The sequence below is a fragment of the Arthrobacter sp. 260 genome, assembly GCF_013116745.1.
Taxonomy (GTDB): domain Bacteria; phylum Actinomycetota; class Actinomycetes; order Actinomycetales; family Micrococcaceae; genus Arthrobacter_D.
Map to the genome: position 1 here is coordinate 68,037 of NZ_JABFOE010000015.1, position 19,104 is coordinate 87,140.

The following is a 19,104-nucleotide window of genomic DNA, read 5'->3' on the forward strand; positions in this document are numbered from 1 at the left end:
ATCGTTCAGCGCTGGCTGGTCAGGAGCCGGCCCGCGACCCGGGTTTACGGTCGGGTGGGCAGGTTTCCCCAGGTAGTGCTGCACAAAGCGCACACCCGCGGCGTGTTTGCCTCAACACGCCGCGGGCTGGCCTACAAGGTGGGGAAACCTGCGCAGGGTCAATCCCATCCACGCCGTCCTAGGGGATGAGCAGCAGTTTCCCGGTGGTCTTGCGTGCCTCAAGGTCCTCGTGTGCGTGCGCGGCGGCCTCCAGCGGGTAGGTTGCGCCGATCCTGACCCTCAGGGATCCGTCCACCACTGCGGCGAAGACCTCGGAGAAGCGCCACCGCCGTTCCTCGACGCTCAGCAGGTGGTCGAGCAGCTTCGGACGGGTGAGGTAGACAGACCCGGTGGCCGCCAGCCGCTGCGGGTCAAACGGCGGAACCGCGCCGGACGCCGCGCCAAACAGGACCAGCGTGCCGCGCTTCCGCAGGGACGCGAGCGACCCGTCGAAGGTCGCCTTGCCGACGCCGTCGTACACCACATCCACGCCCACACCGTTGGTCAGTTCACGTACGGCGGTGTCGAACCCGTCATACCGGAGCACCTCATCGGCTCCGGCCTCACGGGCCAGTGCCTCCTTGTCGTCGGTGGAGACGGTGGTGATGACCCGTGCACCCTTGGCCTTGAGGAGCTGGATCAGCAGCAGCCCCACCCCGCCTGCGCCGGCGTGCGTGAGCACCGTCTGCCCCAACTGCACCTTGAACGTGGTGTTGATCAGATAGTGGGCGGTCGCGCCCTGCAGGGGGAGCGCCGCCGCGGTTTCCAGGCTGACACCCTCGGGGACGGGTACCGCCTTATCGGCCTCGACGAGGGTGTACTGGGCGTAGGTGCCCACTCCTTCGGCGAAGGCGACGCGGTCGCCGACGGCGAATCCCGTCGCTTCAGGACCCATCGCCACGACCTCCCCGGCGGCCTCGGCACCAGGGGTGAAGGGGTACTTCACTGGGTAGTAGCCGCTGCGCTGGTAGGTCTCGATGTAGTTGATGCCTGCCGCGGCCACGCGGACCAGCAGTTCGGAGCGGGTCGGGGTGGGCCGGTCCACCTCGGCGAGGGTCAGTACTTCTGGACCGCCGGCCTGCTGGGCAACAATGGCTGTGGGCATCGGGACTCTCCTTGAGCTGGGTGACTGATTGAGATGGGTGATGGCTGAAGCTGTAACCCCATGCTAGATCGACCGGAACCGAACTCGTGGCACCGGTGCATAGTTATGTGGCACTGTGTATATTCCTGTTGTAGGGTTAGGTCATGACTATTTCGGTGGCAGTTTCCGGGGCAAGCGGCTACGCCGGCGGCGAGGTGCTGCGGCTGCTCGCGTCCCACCCCTCGGTGACGATCGGCGCGATCACCGCCCACAGCAGCGCCGGCTCCCGGCTTGGTGAGCTGCAGCCCCATCTGCATTCCCTCGGCGATCGACTGCTCGAGGAAACCACCGTGGAGAACCTCGCCGGACACGACGTCGTCTTCCTCGCGCTGCCTCACGGCGCCAGCGCCGAGATCGCTGCCCAGCTTCCTTCCACCACCCTGGTGATCGACGCGGGCGCCGACCACCGGCTCACCGACCCCGCCGCGTGGGAAAAGTTCTACGGATCCGCCCACGCCGGTACCTGGCCATACGGGCTTCCCGAACTGCCCGGCCACCGCGAACTGCTGCGGGGTGCCCGCCGGGTCGCCGTCCCGGGCTGCTATCCCACCAGCTCGCTGCTCGCGCTGGCCCCCGGCTTCGCCGCCGGTTTGCTGCAGCCCGACGACGTCGTCATTGTCGCTGCCTCGGGCACCTCGGGTGCTGGCAAAGCGGTCAAGGCGCACCTGCTCGGCTCCGAAGTGATGGGCGGCATGAGCCCCTACGGCGTCGGCGGAGCACACCGCCACACCCCCGAAATCGAGCAGGGTCTGTCCCTTGCCGCGGGCGAGCAGGTGCAGGTGTCGTTTACCCCCACGCTCGCGCCGATGGCCCGCGGCATCCTCACTACCGCCACTGCCAAAGTGGTCCCCGGGACCACTGCCGAGCAGCTCCGGGACGCCTGGACCGCTGCCTACGACGACGAACCCTTCGTCACAGTGCTCCCCGAGGGGCAGTGGCCGGCCACCAAAGCCGTCCTCGGCTCCAACTACGCGAACCTCCAGCTGGCCTTCGACGCCCACGCCGGCCGCGTGATCGTCACCTGCGTGATCGACAACCTCACCAAGGGCACCGCTGGCGGAGCCATCCAGTCCATGAATATCGCCCTGGGTCTTCCCGAGACCGCCGGGCTCACACTGCAGGGAGTTGCACCATGATCACCGCACCCGCCGGATTCCGGGCCGCAGGCACCGCAGCCGGCCTCAAAGCGTCAGGCAAATCCGATGTGGCGGTGGTGGTCAATGACGGACCCCTGCAGCACGCCGCAGCGGTCTTCACCTCAAACCGGGTCGCCGCGGCGCCCGTGCACTGGTCGCGCCAGGTGGTCTCCGACGGCAGGGTGGACGCCGTGGTGCTCAACTCCGGTGGAGCCAACGCCTGCACCGGGGCCGAGGGCTTCCAGAACACCCACGCCACCGCCGAGTACGCGGCCGACGCCCTGCAGATCTCCTCGGGCGACGTCTTCGTCTGCTCCACCGGACTGATCGGCGAGCAGCTACCCATGGACAAGCTCCTTCCCGGGGTGAAAGAGGCCATCGCGCAACTCTCCACCGGCGGCGGACTGGCAGCCGCGGAAGCCATCATGACCACTGATTCGGTGCCGAAGCAGGCCCGGCACCCCGCCACTGCCGACGCGCCCAGTGAGGGCTACTCGATCGGCGGCATGGCCAAGGGAGCCGGAATGCTTGCCCCGGGACTGGCGACGATGCTGGTGGTCCTGACTACCGACGCCGTACTGGACCCCAGCCAGCTGGACGCAGCGCTCCGCGAGGCAACCCGGGTGACGTTCGACCGCACCGACTCTGACGGCTGCATGTCCACCAACGACACGGTGGTGTTGCTCGCCTCCGGCGCGTCAGGGGTCACCCCCGACGCCGCCGAGTTCACCAACTCCCTCACCCAGGTCTGCCACTCGCTGGCGCAGCAGCTCATCAAGGACGCCGAGGGGGCCAGCCACGACATTGCGATCACTGCCGTCAACGCGGCCACTGTGCGCGACGCCGAAACGGTCTGCCGCTCGGTGGCCCGCTCCAACCTGTTCAAGACGGCGATCTTCGGCAACGACCCCAACTGGGGCCGGGTGCTGGCCGCCGTTGGCACCACCGATGCCGCCTTCGAACCCGACCAGCTGAACGTCTCGATGAACGGGGTGCAGATCTGCCGCGACGGCGGTATCGGCGACTCACGGGACCTGGTGGACCTCACCGGCCGGGACGTCACGGTGGAGATCGATCTCCGGGCTGGCTCGGAGACCGCCACCATCTGGACCAACGACCTCACGCACGAGTACGTGCACGAAAACTCGGCGTACTCGTCGTAGCGAGTACCCACCCCGCAGCTGTCACCAGAAGGACATCATGAACACAGTCATCGCCGCCCAGGACAAGGCAGAGACCCTCATTGAGGCACTGCCGTGGATCCAACGGTTCGCGGGCACCACGATGGTCATCAAATACGGCGGAAACGCCATGGTCAACGACGACCTGCGCCGCGCCTTCGCCGAGGACATCGTCTTTCTGCACCATGTGGGCATCCGGCCCGTCGTCGTGCACGGTGGTGGACCACAGATCAACTCGATGCTGCAGCGCCTTGGAATCAAGTCCGAGTTCAAGGGCGGCCTCCGCGTGACCACCCCCGAAACCATGGACGTGGTCAGGATGGTGCTCACCGGTCAGGTGGGACGCGAACTGGTGGGATTGATCAACTCCCACGGGCCCTACGCGGTCGGTCTCTCGGGTGAGGACGGTGGGCTGCTGCAGGCCACCCGCACCGGCACCGTCGTCGACGGCGTCGAGGTGGACCTGGGACTGGTCGGCGAGGTGGTGGGGGTCAACCCGGCCGCGATCCTCGACATCCTTGAGGCCGGCCGGATCCCGGTCATCTCAACGGTTGCCCCGGAAATCGACGACGACGGCGACGGCACCAACCAGGTGCTCAACGTCAACGCCGACACAGCCGCCGCCGCGCTGGCCCAGGCACTGCACGCCTCCAAACTGGTGATCCTCACCGACGTCGAGGGGCTGTACGCCAACTGGCCGGACAAATCCTCGCTGATCAGCTCCGTCACCGCCAGCCAGTTGCGCGCCATGCTGCCGCAGCTGGAATTCGGCATGATCCCCAAGATGAGCGCCTGCCTCGCAGCGGTCGACGGCGGGGTAGCCCGGGCCCATATCGTCGACGGCCGGCTGGCCCACTCCATGCTGCTGGAAACCTTCACCACCGCCGGGATCGGCACCCAGGTAATACCCGACGAGGACGGCTCATGACAGATCTCACCCAGAATCAGCCCGGCCACACCGCTCAGAACCCCGGGGACCAGCTGCTGGACCTGACCCTCCACGACGGATCCGGCGCCGACTGGCTCACCCGCTACGGTTCGTCACTGCTGGGGGTCTTTGGCACCCCGCAGCGGGTCCTCGTCCGTGGCAACGGCTGCACTGTCTGGGACGCCGACGGGAAGGAATACCTCGACCTGCTGGGCGGGATCGCTGTCAACGCGCTCGGCCACGCCCACCCGTTCGTCACGTCGGTGATCACCAGCCAGCTCGCCACCCTGGGCCACGTCTCGAACTTCTTCACGAGCCCCACCCAGATTGCCCTGGCCGAAAAGCTGCTGGAGCTCGCCGCAGCACCCGCCGGGTCAAAAGTCTTCTTCGCCAACTCCGGCACCGAAGCCGTCGAGGCAGCCTTCAAGCTTGCCCGCCGCAACAGCGCCCCGGCGGCGGACGGCAAACCCGCGCGGACCCGGATCCTCGCCCTCGACGGAGCGTTCCACGGCCGCACCATGGGGGCCCTCGCCCTGACCGCGAAACAGGCCTACCGGGAACCGTTCGAACCGCTGCCCGGCGGTGTCGAACACCTGCCGTTCGGGAGCATCGACGCCCTGGTCAACGCCGTCGACGAATCCGTCGCCGCAGTGGTCATCGAACCCATCCAGGGGGAGGCGGGAGTCAGGCCATTGCCGCCCGGCTATCTGCAGGCGGCCCGCGAGGTCACCACCAGGGCCGGGGCGCTGCTGATCCTCGACGAGGTCCAGACCGGCGTCGGACGCACCGGGTCCTGGTTCGCCCACCAGCCCAGCGGGGTGGTCCCGGACGCCATGACCCTCGCCAAGGGACTCGGGGGTGGGTTCCCCATCGGCGCTCTCGTCACATTCGGCGACGCTGTGTCGTCCCTGTTTGCTCCGGGGCAGCACGGCACCACCTTCGGGGGAAACCCTGTCGCGACCGCCGCGGCGCTGGCCACCCTGCACACCATCGACACCACTGGACTGCTCAGCCACACGCACGACGTCGGCGCCTGGCTGCGGGAGCAGCTTGCCGCCGTCGGGCAGGTGACCGAGGTACGCGGCGAGGGCCTGCTGATCGGCTTCGACCTGGACGGCGACTACGCGGCCGCGGCCGTCACCGAGGCGCTGCAGCAGGGATTCATCGTGAACGCTCCCACCCCCCACACGCTGCGCCTGGCGCCGCCATTGATCCTCACCCGGGACCAGGCCGCCACGTTCATCGCCGCGCTGCCCGGCATCCTGAAGACCGCAAAGGACGTTACCCCATGACCCGCCACTTCCTGATCGACACCGACCTCTCACAGGCTGAGCAGACTGAGGTGCTGGACCTCGCCGCCGAGCTCAAGCAGGCACCCTATTCCCGGAGCCCCTACGCCGGAATCGACACCTCAGGAATCAATGCCGACGGAGCCGCCACCACGGGGAGGCAGACCGTCGCGGTGATCTTCGACAAGACCTCCACCCGGACCCGGGTGTCCTTCGCCACGGGCATCGCCGATCTGGGCGGGGTCCCGCTGATCATCGGCGCGGGGGAGTCCCAGCTGGGCCACAAGGAATCCATCACCGATACCGCCAAGGTGCTTGAGCGCATGGTGTCCACCATCGTCTGGCGCACCTACGCCCAGGCCGGGCTGGAGGAAATGGCCGCCGCATCGAAAGTGCCGGTGATCAACGCCCTGTCCGACGACTACCACCCGTGCCAGCTGCTCGCCGACCTGTTGACCATCCGCGAGCACAAGGGCACCCTTGCCGGCCTCACCCTCGCCTACCTGGGCGACGCCGCCAACAACATGGCCAACTCCTACCTGCTCGCGGGGGTCACTGCCGGGATGCACGTCCGGGTCGCCGGTCCGGAGGGGCACCTGCCCCAGCAGTCGGTGATCGACCTGGCCATCGCCCGGGCCGCCGAAACCGGCGGGTCGGTCCTGGTCACCACCGACCCGGCGGCCGCGCTGGCCGACGCCGACGTCGTCGCGACCGACACCTGGATCTCGATGGGTCAGGAACCTGACAGTGCCAGTGCCAAGGACGCCACCTATGAGCTGTTCAGCAGCTACGGCGTGGACGCGGCGGCGATGGCGCAGGCCGCGCCCGACGCCGTCGTCCTGCACTGCCTGCCGGCCTACCGCGGGTACGAGATCGCCGCCGAGGTCATTGACGGGCCCCAGTCAGTGGTCTGGGACGAGGCCGAAAACCGGCTGCACGCCCAGAAGGCGCTGATGGTGTGGCTGATGGACCGGCGATGACCCAGGTCCAGCCCACCACCAAGACCGCGCGGCACGCCCGGATCCGGGCCATCCTGACCGGGCAGTCGGTCAGGTCGCAGGCGGAACTGGCAGCCCTCCTGGCCGACGACGGCGTCCTCGTCACCCAGGCGACCCTGTCCCGCGACCTGGTGGAGCTCGGGGCGGTGCGGGTCCGCGCCAGCGAGGGCACCCTCGTCTACGCCGTCCCGGCCGAGGGCGGCGGCAGGACACCACAGAGCGGGGTCACCCAGGAAGTCCTCGACTCCCGGTTGTCCCGGCTCTGCTCGGAACTGCTGGTCACCGCCGAGGCATCCGGAAACCTGGTGGTGCTGCGGACCCCGCCCGGGGCAGCGAACTTCCTGGCACTGGCCATTGACCACTCGGTGATGCCCTCGGTCCTGGGCAGCATCGCCGGAGATGACACCATTATGCTGGTGACCCGCGACCCGGCCGGTGGACCTGAGGTGGCGGCCCGCTTCCGGCAGTTCGCACAGGACCCCATGCACAAACCCGTTTCCTGAACCCTGACAACCTTGAACAACCTCAACACCCTAGGAGCAAGACCCATGAAAGAACGCATTGTTCTCGCCTACTCCGGCGGACTCGATACCTCGGTAGCCATCGGCTGGATCGCCGAAGCCACCGGCGCCGAAGTGATCGCTGTCGCCGTCGACGTCGGACAGGGCGGCGAATCCCTCGAGGAGATCCGCCAGCGCGCCCTCGACTGCGGCGCCGTGGAAGCCTACGTGGCCGACGCCCGCGACGAATTCGCCAACGACTACTGCATGCCCGCCCTGAAGGCCAACGCCCTCTACATGGACGCCTACCCGCTGGTATCCGCAGTGTCCCGCCCGGTGATCGTGAAGCACCTGGTCGCGGCAGCCCGCGAATTCGGCGCAACCACCGTTGCCCACGGCTGCACCGGCAAGGGCAACGACCAGGTGCGGTTCGAAGTGGGCATCCAGACCCTCGGCCCGGACCTGCGCTGCATCGCCCCCGTGCGTGACCTGGCCCTGACCCGGGACAAGGCGATCACCTTCGCCGAGGAGCACAACCTCCCGATCCAGACCACCAAGAAGAACCCGTTCTCCATTGACCAGAACGTGTGGGGCCGCGCCGTCGAAACCGGTTTCCTGGAAGACATCTGGAACGGTCCCTCGAAGGACGTCTACGAGTACACCGATTCGCCCGAGTTCTCCCCGGCCGCCGACGAGGTCACCATCACCTTCCGCGAAGGCATCCCCGTCGCCATCGACGGTGTCGCTGTCACCCCGCTGCAGGCCATCGAGCAGCTGAACCGCCGCGCTGGCGCCCAGGGCGTGGGCCGGATCGACATCGTCGAAGACCGTCTGGTCGGCATCAAGAGCCGCGAAATCTACGAGGCACCCGGCGCCATGGCCCTGATCGCCGCGCACCGCGAACTCGAGAACGTCACTGTCGAACGCGAGCAGGCCCGGTTCAAAAAGACCGTCGGCCAGCGCTGGACCGAGCTGGTCTACGACGGCCAGTGGTTCTCCCCGCTGAAGCGCTCTCTCGACACCTTCATCGAGGACACCCAGAAGTACGTCTCCGGTGACATCCGGATGGACCTCCACGGCGGCCGCGCCACGGTCACCGGGCGTCGGTCCGACACCTCGCTGTACGACTTCAACCTGGCCACCTACGACACCGGCGACACGTTCGACCAGTCGATGGCCCGCGGCTTCATCGAGATCTTCGGTCTGTCCTCGAAGGTGGCCTCCGGTCGCGACGAGCGGGCGGGTCAGTAGCAATGGCAGGAGCCTCCACCAACGAGGGAGCCCTCTGGGGCGGCCGGTTCGACGGCGGACCCGCCGACGCGCTGGCCGCCCTGAGCAAGTCGACCCACTTCGACTGGCGCCTGGCCGTGTATGACATTGCCGGATCCCGGGCGCATGCCCGGGTCCTGCACCGTGCAGGCCTGCTCGACGACGGCGAACTTGCCGGAATGCTCGCAGCCCTCGACGTGCTCGACGACGACGTCCGCTCCGGCGCCTACACGCCCGCCGAGTCGGACGAGGACGTGCATGGGTCGCTGGAACGCGGTCTGATCGAACGCGCCGGCGTCCAGCTGGGTGGGAAGCTCCGGGCCGGGCGGTCCCGCAACGACCAGGTCGCCACCCTGGGCCGGATGTACCTGCGGGACCACGCGCGGATCATCGCGGGCGGGGTGCTGGCGACCATCGAGGCGCTGGTGCAGCAGGCGGAGGACCACCTGCGGGTCCCCATGCCGGGCCGCACCCACCTGCAGCACGCCCAGCCGGTCCTGCTGAGCCACCACCTGCTCGCCCACGCCTGGGCACTGCTGCGCGACGTGCAGCGGTTGCAGGACTGGGACAAGCGGGCGGCCGTGTCACCCTATGGCTCCGGCGCCCTCGCGGGTTCCTCCCTGGGGCTGGACCCGCAGGCGGTGGCGGCGGAGCTGGGGTTCGCCTCAGCGACCCATAACTCGATCGACGGCACTGCGGCGCGTGACGTGTACGCGGAGTTCGCGTGGATCGCGTCGATGATCGGGGTGGACCTGTCCCGGATCAGTGAAGAGGTGATCCTGTGGGCCACGAAGGAGTTCTCCTTCGTCACCCTGCATGACTCCTACTCCACCGGCTCGTCGATCATGCCGCAGAAGAAGAATCCCGATGTCGCTGAACTGGCGCGCGGCAAGGCCGGCCGGCTGATCGGTAACCTCACCGGCCTGCTCGCCACCCTCAAGGGGTTGCCGTTGGCCTACAACCGTGACCTCCAGGAGGACAAGGAGCCGGTCTTCGATGCGACCGACACCCTTGAGGTGCTCCTCCCGGCCGTCTCGGGAATGATCGCGACCCTGACGTTCAACACGGAGCGGATGGCGTCCCTGGCACCGCAGGGCTTCGCCCTGGCCACGGACATCGCAGAATGGCTGGTCCGCCAGGGGGTCCCGTTCCGCGAAGCCCACGAACTCTCGGGAGCTGCCGTCCGACTGGCTGAAGGCCGTGGGGTGGAACTGTGGGATCTCAGCGACGCTGACTACGCTTCGATTTCAGTGCACCTCACCCCGGACGTCCGCGAGGTACTCACGGTTGAGGGGTCCCTCAACAGCCGGGACTCGCAGGGCGGTACGGCCCCCGCAGCGGTTCAACGCCAGCTCGAGGCCCTCCGCAGCGAGCTGGCCGGTGTTGCCAGCTTCCTCTCTGACGTGCGGGGTACCCTCTAGAAAGGATCTACCGCACCCGCCTGTTGCAGGGCCAAGGAAAGGACGCTCAGTGATTGAACATCTCATCCGCGAAGTATCAGCCGGACTCGCCGTTGCCGGCGAAGACCTGAAGGCAACCGTCAAGGGACTGGACGAGGACTCGTTCGGCGAACCAACGGCGTTGCCCGGCTGGTCACGGGCTCACGTGGTGGCCCACGCGGAGGGGATTTCCCGGGCCATGCAGCGGCAGGTGGAGCACGCCGCGCAGGGTTCCCTGATCGAACTGTACGACGGCGGCTTCGAGGGTCGGGTGCAGGCGATTGAGGCCCGGGCGCAGCGTCCCGTGGCGGAGCAGATCGAGGGGTTGGTGGCGGCGGTTGACGCCGCCGTCGGCGCCTTCGAGCACGCCCGCGACCACTGGGAGGCGAAGATCTCCTACCGGGACGGGACCGTGTCCGACGGCGCACTCGCCCTGTGGCGGGAGCTGGTCATCCATACCAGCGACCTCGACGCCGGCAGCACCTCCCGTGACTGGAGCGACAGGTTCTGCCACTACCTGATCGATTTCCTTGCCGAACGGGTCCCGGCGGACACCGCGTTGACGCTGCACCCGCTGGGCCAGGAACCGATCATCGTGCGCGCCACTGACACGGGCGACACCGCCACCGGTACCACCCACACCGTCGTCGTCACCGGTACGCTGCAGGACATCGCCGCCTGGCTCGCCGGCCGCGAACCGGTGGGCGGCCTCGAAGCGACCGACGCGGCCGACGCAGCGGACACCGTCAGCCTCCCGGAGCTCGGCCCCTGGCCCGCAGCGGTGGCACCGCGGTAATACCCTTCCGGAACAGTTGGGGCCTGGGGTAGGTTGGGAGCATCCTGTCGCAGGAGGCAGCATGGAATCCCAACTCACCGGCGAGTTGCAACGTGTATCGGCGTCCCACCGTGCCGAACCGCTGGGCCGCATTGAACGGCTGAGAGATGGGTATGTGCTGGCGTTCGACCGACAATTCGACTATCCGCGCTCCTACGTCTGGAACCTCCTGACCGAACCCACCCAGGTGGCCAAGTGGCTTGGCAAGCTCACCCCGGGGTGGGAGCTGGGCAAGGAGTACTGGCTGGATATGGGTGGCGACCTGTCCTCCGGAACCGTTCTGCAGCTCAACCCGCCCACCAGCCTCCAGATCACCTTCGACGACAGCATGGGCCTGGAATCGCTGCTCGAGTGGCGGGTGCTTAAGTGCGACGGCGGCGCACTGTTCCAGCTGCGGGCCCGTTCGGAAACCTCAGCGTTCCTCACCGAGGGTGCCGCCGGATGGCAGCTCATCCTCGATGCGCTCGACCATGTTGCCGCCGGACGGCCACCGGGTCCGGATGCCGACTGGGCGGCGCTCCGGGACGCCTACGCCGCGGAATTCAACCTCTCCCACACTATGGGCGAGCTGGAAACCACCGACGGCGTCACCATGATCCACTTCGACCGGCGCTTCGAGGCACGGCTGCCCACGGTCAAGGACGCTCTCACAGCCGACCCGTCCCAGCAGCCACGGGTGGAACAGGCCGAGGTGGATTTCACCGCCTCGGGCCCTGCCACCATGGTCACAGTGCGGCACGTGGTCGAGGACCCGGGCGAGGCCGCCGCGCTGATGGCTCAGTGGCACGCCCACCTCGACGCGGTGGGCGTTGACCTCGACGGGGACACCCCTCACATCAGCGTCCGGAAGCTGCGGGTGCTCGAAGATTTCTACCGGGCCAATACGGCTGCAGAGTGACCCGCCTCCCGGGCGAGGAGGCTCGTCTTGACCTCCAGCCCCCACCGAAAGCCGCCAAGCGAACCGTCGGTGCGGATCACCCGGTGACAGGGGACAAAGAGGGCAGCCGCGTTCTTGGCGCACGCTCCGGCGGCGGCCCGCACGGCGCTGGCGTTTCCAGCGAGGCCGGCATACTGCGCATAGGTCACCGGGTGGCCGGGGGTAACGGTGCGCAGCATGTCCCAGGCGTGGCTGCGGAAGGGGCCTGACACCTGGCGGACCGGCACCGCATCGATCGCCGCGATGTCGCCGTCGTAGTAGGCGCTGACCGCCGCCGTGATCGGCCCCAGCTCTGCCGGGTCGACGACGATCGGCAGCGTAGCCGGCCGCAGGGCCGGGTGGATCTGCCCGGTCAGGTCCGCCAGGTCGGAGGTCCACCCTGAGGCGAGCACCGCGCCGTCCAGTTCCAGGATGGTGAACGGGCCATCAGGGGTGGAAACTGTTGTCTGCCGGGCAGCGGGAACGTCAACTGGGGTGGGAAACCCTGTGGTCGTCGTCGCCGCGGTCAAGGTTGGATCGGGGAGTGTCATCTGGGAGTTGCCTTTGCTTGGGGGATGGGTGGGTGGTCGGCGGCGACCCGCCAGAGATGCATGGTGGCGTAGGAGCGCCACGGACTGCAGCGCTCCATCGTCGTTGAGAGGGTCGGGGACGGATGTGCTGGGTGAGTCGATGAGACGTTCGGCGGTTCAGCCTGGCTGGCCTGACCGGTGAGGGTCGCCCAGCCATTCCGGATGGCCGCGTCGTTGGCCAGGTGGATGTCGGTGGCGCCGAGGACCCGCATTGCCACGTACCGTACCGTCCAGGGTCCAATCCCTGGCAGTGGCAGGAGCTTGCGTTCGAGGTCAGCAACGCCGTCCTCCACCCCGAGCTGCACGCTGCCGTCGGCCAGGGCGGAGCTCACCCGGAGGATGCTGTCGATCCGGCGGGCCGGACCCTTCAGCAGGCCTGCACCGCCGTCGGCTACTTGCGCGGCAGTGGGAAACAGCCGGTGAAGCGCCCCATCCGGCGCCCGGTGGGGCGCCAGCGTCGCGGGGCTGCCCAGGACTGACAGCCGGTGGAGGCCGGTGCGTGCCGCCTTGACGGTGATCTGCTGACCGATCATGGCCCGGATCAGGATTTCGTGGGGGTCGACGGATCCCGGGAGGCGGATCCCCGGGATCTGCTGCACCCTGTCAGCAAGCACGGGATCCGATCCGAGGACTGCGTCCACGGCCAGGGGATCGGCGTCCAGGTCAAACAGCCGGCGGATCCGGGACAGCAGCACCGGCAGGTCGGGCAACCTCTCCACCGATACGGAGACAGCGAGGGCTGGCAGTCCGTGCGGCGTGGTCGCCAGCCGGGCGCTGAACCAGCCCTGCCCGCCCGGCAGCTGCAGGAGCCTCTCGTAGCGGTCGGCGGTGGCGTGCTCGGTGCCGTCGATGGCACGGACCCGCAGGAATTCGAAGATGCCCGGATCGTAGGGCGCGCGCAGTGGGAGCAGCAGTGACAGGGTGGTGCCGGCCTCTCCCGGGTCGGGATTCTCCCGGGTGGTGCGGGCTCGGGCCCGCAGGTCGGAAGGGGTGAGGGCAAACACCTCCTGCACGGTGTCGTTGAACTGTCTGACGCTGCTGAACCCCGCGGCGAAGGCAATGTCGGCGAACTTCAGCCCGGACGACGTCAGCAGGGAGCGGGCCGTCTGGGCCCGGGTGGCCCGCGCCAGGGCCAGCGGTCCCGCTCCGAGTTCCTGATGCAGGATCCGGTTCAGCTGACGGGTCGAGTAGCCGAGCCGGGCGGCAAGACCGGGCACACCCGTCCGGTCCACCTCACCGTCGGAGATCAACCGCATGGCCCTCGCCGCGGCGTCCGAGCGGAGGTTCCAGTCGGGGGTGCCAGGAACGGCCTCGGGCAGGCAGCGCTTGCACGCCCGGTAGCCCGCCTGATGGGCGGCGGCCGAGGTCTGGTAGAAGGTCACGTTGGCGGGCTTCGGGGTGCGGGCCGGGCAGGACGGACGACAGTAGATCCTTGTGGTGGCCACGGCGGTGACGAACTGTCCGTCGAAACGGGTGTCGCGCGAGTCAATCGCCCGGTAGCGCTGCCAGAAGTCCATCACCCCATCGTTGCAGGTTCGTCCACCGTCAGCTAGCGGGAATCGGACACGACCGTGGCGCAGCGCGCGGGGCGGTTTGCTACGGTCTAGTGCTGTGGAAGCGATCACCGATAGAACCCGGCTGGCCCGGCCAGCGACCGCCGTCGCACCGACGCTGCTGGGTGGCCTGTTGAGCCATGACGACGGCGTCCACCGGGTCACGGTGAGGATCACCGAGGTGGAGGCCTACCTGGGCGCCGACGACCCGGGATCCCATGCCTTCCGTGGCCAGACGCCCCGGAACTCGACCATGTTCGGAGCCCCGGGCCACCTGTACGTGTATTTCACCTATGGCATGCACTACTGCGCGAACGTGGTCTGTGGTGAGCCGGGCCAGGCGACCGGGCTTCTGCTGCGGGCGGGGGAGATCGTTGAGGGTCACGCCATCGCCCGGGCACGGCGCAAGTCCCCCCGGCTGGACCTGGATCTGGCCCGCGGCCCGGCCCGGCTGGCACAGGCCCTGGGCCTGGACCGGACGCTCGACGGCGCCGACCTGTTCACGGGTCCGCTCTCCCTCACCCTCCCGGCCACACCGGTGGACCCGGCGGCGATGTCGAGCGGGCCGCGGGTCGGCGTTGCAGGGGCGGGCGGCAGCGCAACGTACCTGTGGCGTTACTGGTTGACTGATGATCCGACCGTGTCCCGCTACCGCGCGGCCAAGCCCCGCGCACCGCGTACAGTTAATGGGTGAATAATTCAGTACCCGCCAGCCCGGACACCACAGCGCAGGACTACATCGAACAGCTCTGCCTCACGGTCCAGGACTTCCCTCGTGCGGGCATCAGCTTCCGCGACCTCACCCCGGTATTTGGGGATGGCGCGGCCTTCCGCGCGGTGGTCGACGACCTGGTCCGCCCCTTCGCGGGGGAGTTTGACCTGGTGGCTGGCATTGAGGCGCGCGGGTTCCTGCTGGCGGCCGCCGTGGCCTACGCCACGGGGACCGGCGTGATGGCAGTCCGCAAGCCCGGCAAGCTGCCCCGGCCGGTCCTCTCCGAGGCCTTCAGCCTCGAGTACGGGAACGCGGTGCTGGAAATCCACCGGGACGACGTCGTTCCCGGCACCAGGGTCCTGGTGCTCGACGACGTCCTGGCCACGGGCGGCACGCTCGGCGCGGCCACCCGGTTGTTTGAAACCGCCGGCGCCGAGGTGATCGGGTGCGCCGTGGTCCTCGAACTCGCAGCACTGACGGGACGGGCGCAGGTGCCGCAGTACCGGGTGCACTCCACCGTCTCCGCCTAGGATTCACTGACCATGCCAAAAGCGGCGACCGCCCTGTAGAATTGACGGTCTGCCTTTGGCGAGAGGGAAACGCATTATGCATGACACATCCACGGCCCGTAACGAGCTGGAGCACGAGCGCGGCTATGTAGCGGGGCTCTACCAACGGCTTGATGAACTCCGTGCCGAAAAGCGCGGACAGCTCGCCGAGGTGCGCCGTTCCCTGTCGGCCGGATCCCACCAGAACCGGTCAGAACGCGACGCGTTCGCCACCATGTATGAGGATCGGCTCGCCCAGCTCAACGCCGTCGACGACCGGCTGGTGTTCGGGCGGCTGGACCTCGATTCCGGAGACGAGCGCTACATCGGCAGGATCGGGCTGTCCACCGCCGACCTGCAGCAGCTCATGGTCGACTGGCGGGCACCCGAGGCCGGCACGTTCTACCAGGCGACCGCCTTCGAACGGATGGGCGTGCGCCGTCGTCGCCACCTGATTCTGTCCCGGCGCAACGTCCTGGCCATCGAGGACGATGTCCTGGACGCCGCCCTCCTCACCGAGGATGAATCCCTACAGGGTGAGGGAGCACTCCTCGCTGCCCTGAACTCCAAGCGCACCGGACAGATGTCCGACATTGTCGGAACCATCCAGGCCGAACAGGACCGGGTGATCAGGGCGCCGCTACAGGGCGTCGTCGTCGTCCAGGGCGGACCCGGCACCGGCAAGACCGCTGTGGCGCTGCACCGTGCCGCGTACCTGCTGTACACACACCGGGAACGGCTGAAGTCAGCCGGGGTACTGCTGGTCGGTCCCACCAACGCCTTCATGAAATACATCGAACGCGTGCTTCCCTCCCTCGGGGAGACCGGGGTGGTGATGGCCAGCATCGGCAGCCTGATGCCCGGCATCACCGCCGTGCAGGAGCCCACCGAGACGGCCGCCGAGATCAAGGGACGCCTGGATATGGTGGAGGTGCTGCGCCGCGCGCTGGCCAACCGCCAGCGCGTCCCCGCCGAGGACAAACGGCTCAACGTCGAAGGCACCATCCTGACCCTGTCGCCCCGTCAGGTGCGCAAGGCCCGCGAGCGTGCCCGAGCCACCGGCAAACCCCACAACGAAGCCCGGGTCACCTTCGTCAAGATCCTCCTCAGGGAACTGACCGAGCAGCTCACTGAACAGCTTGAGGAATCGTCGGGCGCGGGCAACACCGCCGACCGGTCCTACCTGGCGGAAGACGTCCGCAGTTCACGGGACGTCCGGATTGCCCTGAACCTGGCGTGGATGCCCCTCACCCCCGAGAAGTTCGTCGCCGAACTCCTCACCAAGCCGGGGATCCTGGCGGCCGCCGCTCCGGGCTTCAGCGACGCTGAGGTGGAGGCGCTCACGCGTCCCGCTGGCGCGCCGTGGACCGAAGCGGACGTGGCGCTGCTGGACGAGGCCGCCGAACTGCTGGGCGAGCTGGACCCCTCAGCCGGACGCGACACCGCGGCGCGTGACCAGGAACGACGCCGTGACCTGGCGAACGCCGAGCGCACGCTTGAGAACGTCAACGAGTCGCTCGCCGACTCGGGCGTTGACGGTGTGCTGACCGCCGAGGACCTCGCCGATCACAACGCGGTGACCGAGGCCCGGCTGAGCGCGGCCGAACGCGCCTCCGTCGACCGGACGTGGGCCTTCGGGCACATCGTGGTTGACGAGGCGCAGGAACTCTCGCCCATGCAGTGGCGGGTTCTCATGCGCCGCTGCCCCCTGAAGTCGTTCACCATTGTCGGCGATATCGCGCAGACCAGCTCGGCCGCCGGGTCCAACTCGTGGCAGCAGGCGCTGGAACCGTTCGTGGGGGACCGGTGGCAGCTCGAGGAGCTCACCGTCAACTACCGCACGCCCGCCCAGATTGCTGAGGCGGCAGCGCGGATGGCCAACGCCGCAGGACTGGTGGTCTCCGCACCCAAGGCCGTGCGCGAGGGTCGCTGGGCGCCGGTGGTGGACCGGGTTCCCGATCTCATCCCAGCGCTGCTGACCGCGCTACCCGAAGAGCTCTCGGCGATCGAGGGCGGATTGCTCGCGGTCATCACCCCGGAGCGTGTCCAGGACCAGGTGCGCTCGGCCCTGACGGCTGTCTACGGGCAACGGGTCGGGTTCGGCGCCGGTAGTACCGGGCAGGACATTGTGGTCACCACCCCGCGGGAAGCCAAGGGGCTGGAGTTCGACGGCGTCGTGGTCCTGGAACCAGCGGAAATGCTCGACCCCCGGTCCATCCGGGTGGGCGACCTCTACGTCTCCATGACCCGCCCCACCCAGCGGCTGCGACTTATTGCCACCGGAGAAATACCGGCAGGCATCGAGGACTGATAATTTAGAGTCTGTGTCCCACCAAACTGAAACCACAGACCCCGGCCTCGCAGCACTCCTGAGCGACCAGCACAACGACCCTTCCTTCGCCAACGTCTGGCAGGAACTGAAGTGGCGTGGACTGGTCCAGGTATCCACTGACGAGGACGAACTCGAGAAGGCCCTCGCGGGCGACCCGGTGACCTTCTACTGTGGGTTCGACCCCACTGCACCGAGCCTGCACCTCGGACACCTGGTACAACTGCTCACCATGCGGCGGCTCCAGCTTGCCGGACACCATGCGTTGGGGCTGGTCGGAGGGTCCACCGGTCTGATCGGTGATCCCCGCCCCACGTCGGAGCGGGCACTGAACACACCCGAGACAGTGGCCGAGTGGGTGGAGAAGCTGAGGGCCCAGGTGCAGAAATACCTCGACTTCGACGGCGACAACCCCGCCCGGATGGTCAACAACCTTGACTGGACCGCACCCCTGAGCGCTATCGACTTCCTGCGGGAAATCGGCAAGCACTACCGGGTTGGCACCATGCTGGCCAAGGATGCTGTCAGCGCCCGCCTGAACTCGGACGCCGGTATCAGTTACACCGAGTTCAGCTACCAGATCCTGCAGGGACTGGACTTCCTGGAGCTGTACCGCAGCTACGGGTGCACCCTCCAGACCGGGGGATCGGACCAGTGGGGCAACCTGACCAGCGGCACCGACCTGATCAGGCGCGCCGAGGGGAAGAGCGTCCACGCCATCGGCACGCCGTTGATCACCAACTCGGATGGCACCAAGTTTGGCAAGAGCGAGGGCAACGCCATCTGGATTGATGCCCAGCTGACGAGCCCCTACGCCTTCTACCAGTTCTGGCTCAACACCGCCGACGCCGACGTAGTGGGCCGGCTGAAGGTCTTCACGTTCAAGACGCGTGAGGAAATCGAAGAGCTGGGCAAGGCTGCGCAGGAACGACCCCACTTGCGTGAAGCCCAGCGAGCACTGGCTTTCGAGGTGAATGCCCTGGTCCATGGGGTGGAGGCCACCGAAAAAGTGATCGCCGCCTCGGCGGCACTGTTCGGCCAGGGCGAACTGGCCAGCCTGGATGAGACCACCCTCACAGCAGCAATCGCGGAGCTGCCCAAGGCGACCGTGTCGGCGGATGCCCTGGGCATCGTCGACCTGCTCGTAGCCAGTGGCCTCTCCGCCAGCAACTCGGCGGCCCGCCGCACGGTGGGCGAGGGCGGCGCCTACGTCAACAACGTGAAGGTCCAGGATCCGGACACGGTAGTGGGACCCGATTCCCTGTTGCACGGGCGGTACCTGGTGTTGCGACGGGGCAAGCGCACGCTCGCCACGGTCGACGTCGCACCGGTCTAAGCCTGAGGTTTCCGGGCTTGCGCACGGGGATTTGCGAACACCCAGATCCACGTGTAATGTTTTCTGAGTTGCCGCCGTTGAGTGGCAACCAACCCCTTCGAAAAATTCATCGGTGGATCCGGCGTGTGCTCAGCACAGAAGCCAGAAATACCGTACATTTTCGTCGGTTCATTCGGTTGTTTTTGTGAAAATCTGGAAATACTGCGGATTTGACAAAGATAATGCGGATGGAATAACTTTAGATAAGTCGCAGCGAGGAAATGTAAATAGAAAGTTTATTTACAGATAAATCGAATCGCGCCTGTTATTTGAGAACTCAATAGTGTGCCATGTTTGTTGATACCGATTGTTTTATTGATTGG

Annotated in this window: 17 protein-coding genes; 14 read left to right on the forward strand and 3 right to left on the reverse strand. The window is 67.6% G+C overall.

All coding sequences use genetic code 11. The features are described from left to right. Positions 1-178: 178 nt before the first annotated feature. Complete coding sequence (locus HMI57_RS15545) at positions 179-1,144, reverse strand: quinone oxidoreductase (RefSeq protein ID WP_171586910.1); 966 nt, start codon at positions 1,142-1,144, stop codon at positions 179-181. A 143-nt stretch (positions 1,145-1,287) separates the two neighbouring features. Here HMI57_RS15545 and argC point away from each other — a divergent pair, with 143 nt between their 5' ends. From argC to HMI57_RS15595, 10 genes are all read left to right on the forward strand, one after another. Further along, the gene (argC, locus tag HMI57_RS15550; protein ID WP_171586911.1) at positions 1,288-2,319 is read left to right on the forward strand and encodes an N-acetyl-gamma-glutamyl-phosphate reductase; all 1,032 of its coding nucleotides are present in this window, start codon (positions 1,288-1,290) and stop codon (positions 2,317-2,319) included. Further along, a complete protein-coding gene (gene argJ / locus HMI57_RS15555; RefSeq protein ID WP_171586912.1) occupies positions 2,316-3,482 on the forward strand; it encodes a bifunctional glutamate N-acetyltransferase/amino-acid acetyltransferase ArgJ in 1,167 nt (388 codons plus the stop codon). The genes argC and argJ overlap by 4 nt, the downstream gene beginning before the upstream one ends. 37 nt (positions 3,483-3,519) lie before the next feature. Then, positions 3,520-4,428, forward strand: coding sequence for an acetylglutamate kinase (gene argB, locus HMI57_RS15560; RefSeq protein WP_171586913.1), 909 nt, complete (start codon positions 3,520-3,522; stop codon positions 4,426-4,428). Beyond that, positions 4,425-5,720, forward strand: coding sequence for an acetylornithine transaminase (locus tag HMI57_RS15565; RefSeq protein WP_171586914.1), 1,296 nt, complete (start codon positions 4,425-4,427; stop codon positions 5,718-5,720). Before argB ends, HMI57_RS15565 begins: the two co-directional genes overlap by 4 nt. Beyond that, positions 5,717-6,697: an ornithine carbamoyltransferase gene (argF, locus tag HMI57_RS15570; protein ID WP_171586915.1), complete on the forward strand. Its 981-nt coding sequence runs from the start codon at positions 5,717-5,719 to the stop codon at positions 6,695-6,697. The genes HMI57_RS15565 and argF overlap by 4 nt, the downstream gene beginning before the upstream one ends. Beyond that, positions 6,694-7,218 (forward strand): arginine repressor, encoded by a 525-nt coding sequence (locus HMI57_RS15575; RefSeq protein ID WP_171586933.1) that lies wholly within the window; start codon positions 6,694-6,696, stop codon positions 7,216-7,218. Before argF ends, HMI57_RS15575 begins: the two co-directional genes overlap by 4 nt. Before the next feature lie 45 nt (positions 7,219-7,263). Next, the gene (locus HMI57_RS15580; RefSeq protein ID WP_171586916.1) at positions 7,264-8,466 is read left to right on the forward strand and encodes an argininosuccinate synthase; all 1,203 of its coding nucleotides are present in this window, start codon (positions 7,264-7,266) and stop codon (positions 8,464-8,466) included. A 2-nt stretch (positions 8,467-8,468) separates the two neighbouring features. After that, on the forward strand, positions 8,469-9,905 hold the full coding sequence (gene argH, locus HMI57_RS15585) for an argininosuccinate lyase (protein WP_171586917.1): 1,437 nt from the start codon (positions 8,469-8,471) through the stop codon (positions 9,903-9,905). Positions 9,906-9,954: 49 nt separating this feature from the next. Then, positions 9,955-10,719 (forward strand): maleylpyruvate isomerase family mycothiol-dependent enzyme, encoded by a 765-nt coding sequence (locus HMI57_RS15590; RefSeq protein WP_171586918.1) that lies wholly within the window; start codon positions 9,955-9,957, stop codon positions 10,717-10,719. 61 nt (positions 10,720-10,780) lie between these two features. Next, positions 10,781-11,656 (forward strand): SRPBCC domain-containing protein, encoded by an 876-nt coding sequence (locus HMI57_RS15595; protein ID WP_171586919.1) that lies wholly within the window; start codon positions 10,781-10,783, stop codon positions 11,654-11,656. Here the strand turns inward: HMI57_RS15595 and HMI57_RS15600 are convergent. Together HMI57_RS15600 and HMI57_RS15605 are read right to left on the reverse strand one after the other, a co-directional pair. Then, complete coding sequence (locus HMI57_RS15600; RefSeq protein WP_171586920.1) at positions 11,629-12,225, reverse strand: methylated-DNA--[protein]-cysteine S-methyltransferase; 597 nt, start codon at positions 12,223-12,225, stop codon at positions 11,629-11,631. The two genes, HMI57_RS15595 and HMI57_RS15600, sit on opposite strands and share 28 nt — an antisense overlap. Beyond that, on the reverse strand, positions 12,222-13,781 hold the full coding sequence (locus HMI57_RS15605; RefSeq protein ID WP_171586921.1) for an AlkA N-terminal domain-containing protein: 1,560 nt from the start codon (positions 13,779-13,781) through the stop codon (positions 12,222-12,224). The genes HMI57_RS15600 and HMI57_RS15605 overlap by 4 nt, the downstream gene beginning before the upstream one ends. A 94-nt stretch (positions 13,782-13,875) precedes the next feature. On the opposite strand from HMI57_RS15605, the gene HMI57_RS15610 reads away from it, so the two are divergent. From HMI57_RS15610 to tyrS, 4 genes are all read left to right on the forward strand, one after another. Further along, positions 13,876-14,511, forward strand: coding sequence for a DNA-3-methyladenine glycosylase (locus HMI57_RS15610; protein WP_346655234.1), 636 nt, complete (start codon positions 13,876-13,878; stop codon positions 14,509-14,511). Continuing rightward, on the forward strand, positions 14,508-15,059 hold the full coding sequence (locus HMI57_RS15615; protein ID WP_171586923.1) for an adenine phosphoribosyltransferase: 552 nt from the start codon (positions 14,508-14,510) through the stop codon (positions 15,057-15,059). Before HMI57_RS15610 ends, HMI57_RS15615 begins: the two co-directional genes overlap by 4 nt. Positions 15,060-15,135: 76 nt before the next feature. Next, entirely contained in the window at positions 15,136-17,388 is a 2,253-nt protein-coding gene (locus HMI57_RS15620) for a UvrD-helicase domain-containing protein (RefSeq protein ID WP_171586924.1), read from the forward strand. Between the two features lie 13 nt (positions 17,389-17,401). Beyond that, entirely contained in the window at positions 17,402-18,742 is a 1,341-nt protein-coding gene (tyrS, locus tag HMI57_RS15625) for a tyrosine--tRNA ligase (RefSeq protein WP_346655235.1), read from the forward strand. The last annotated feature ends 362 nt before the right edge of the window (positions 18,743-19,104 follow it).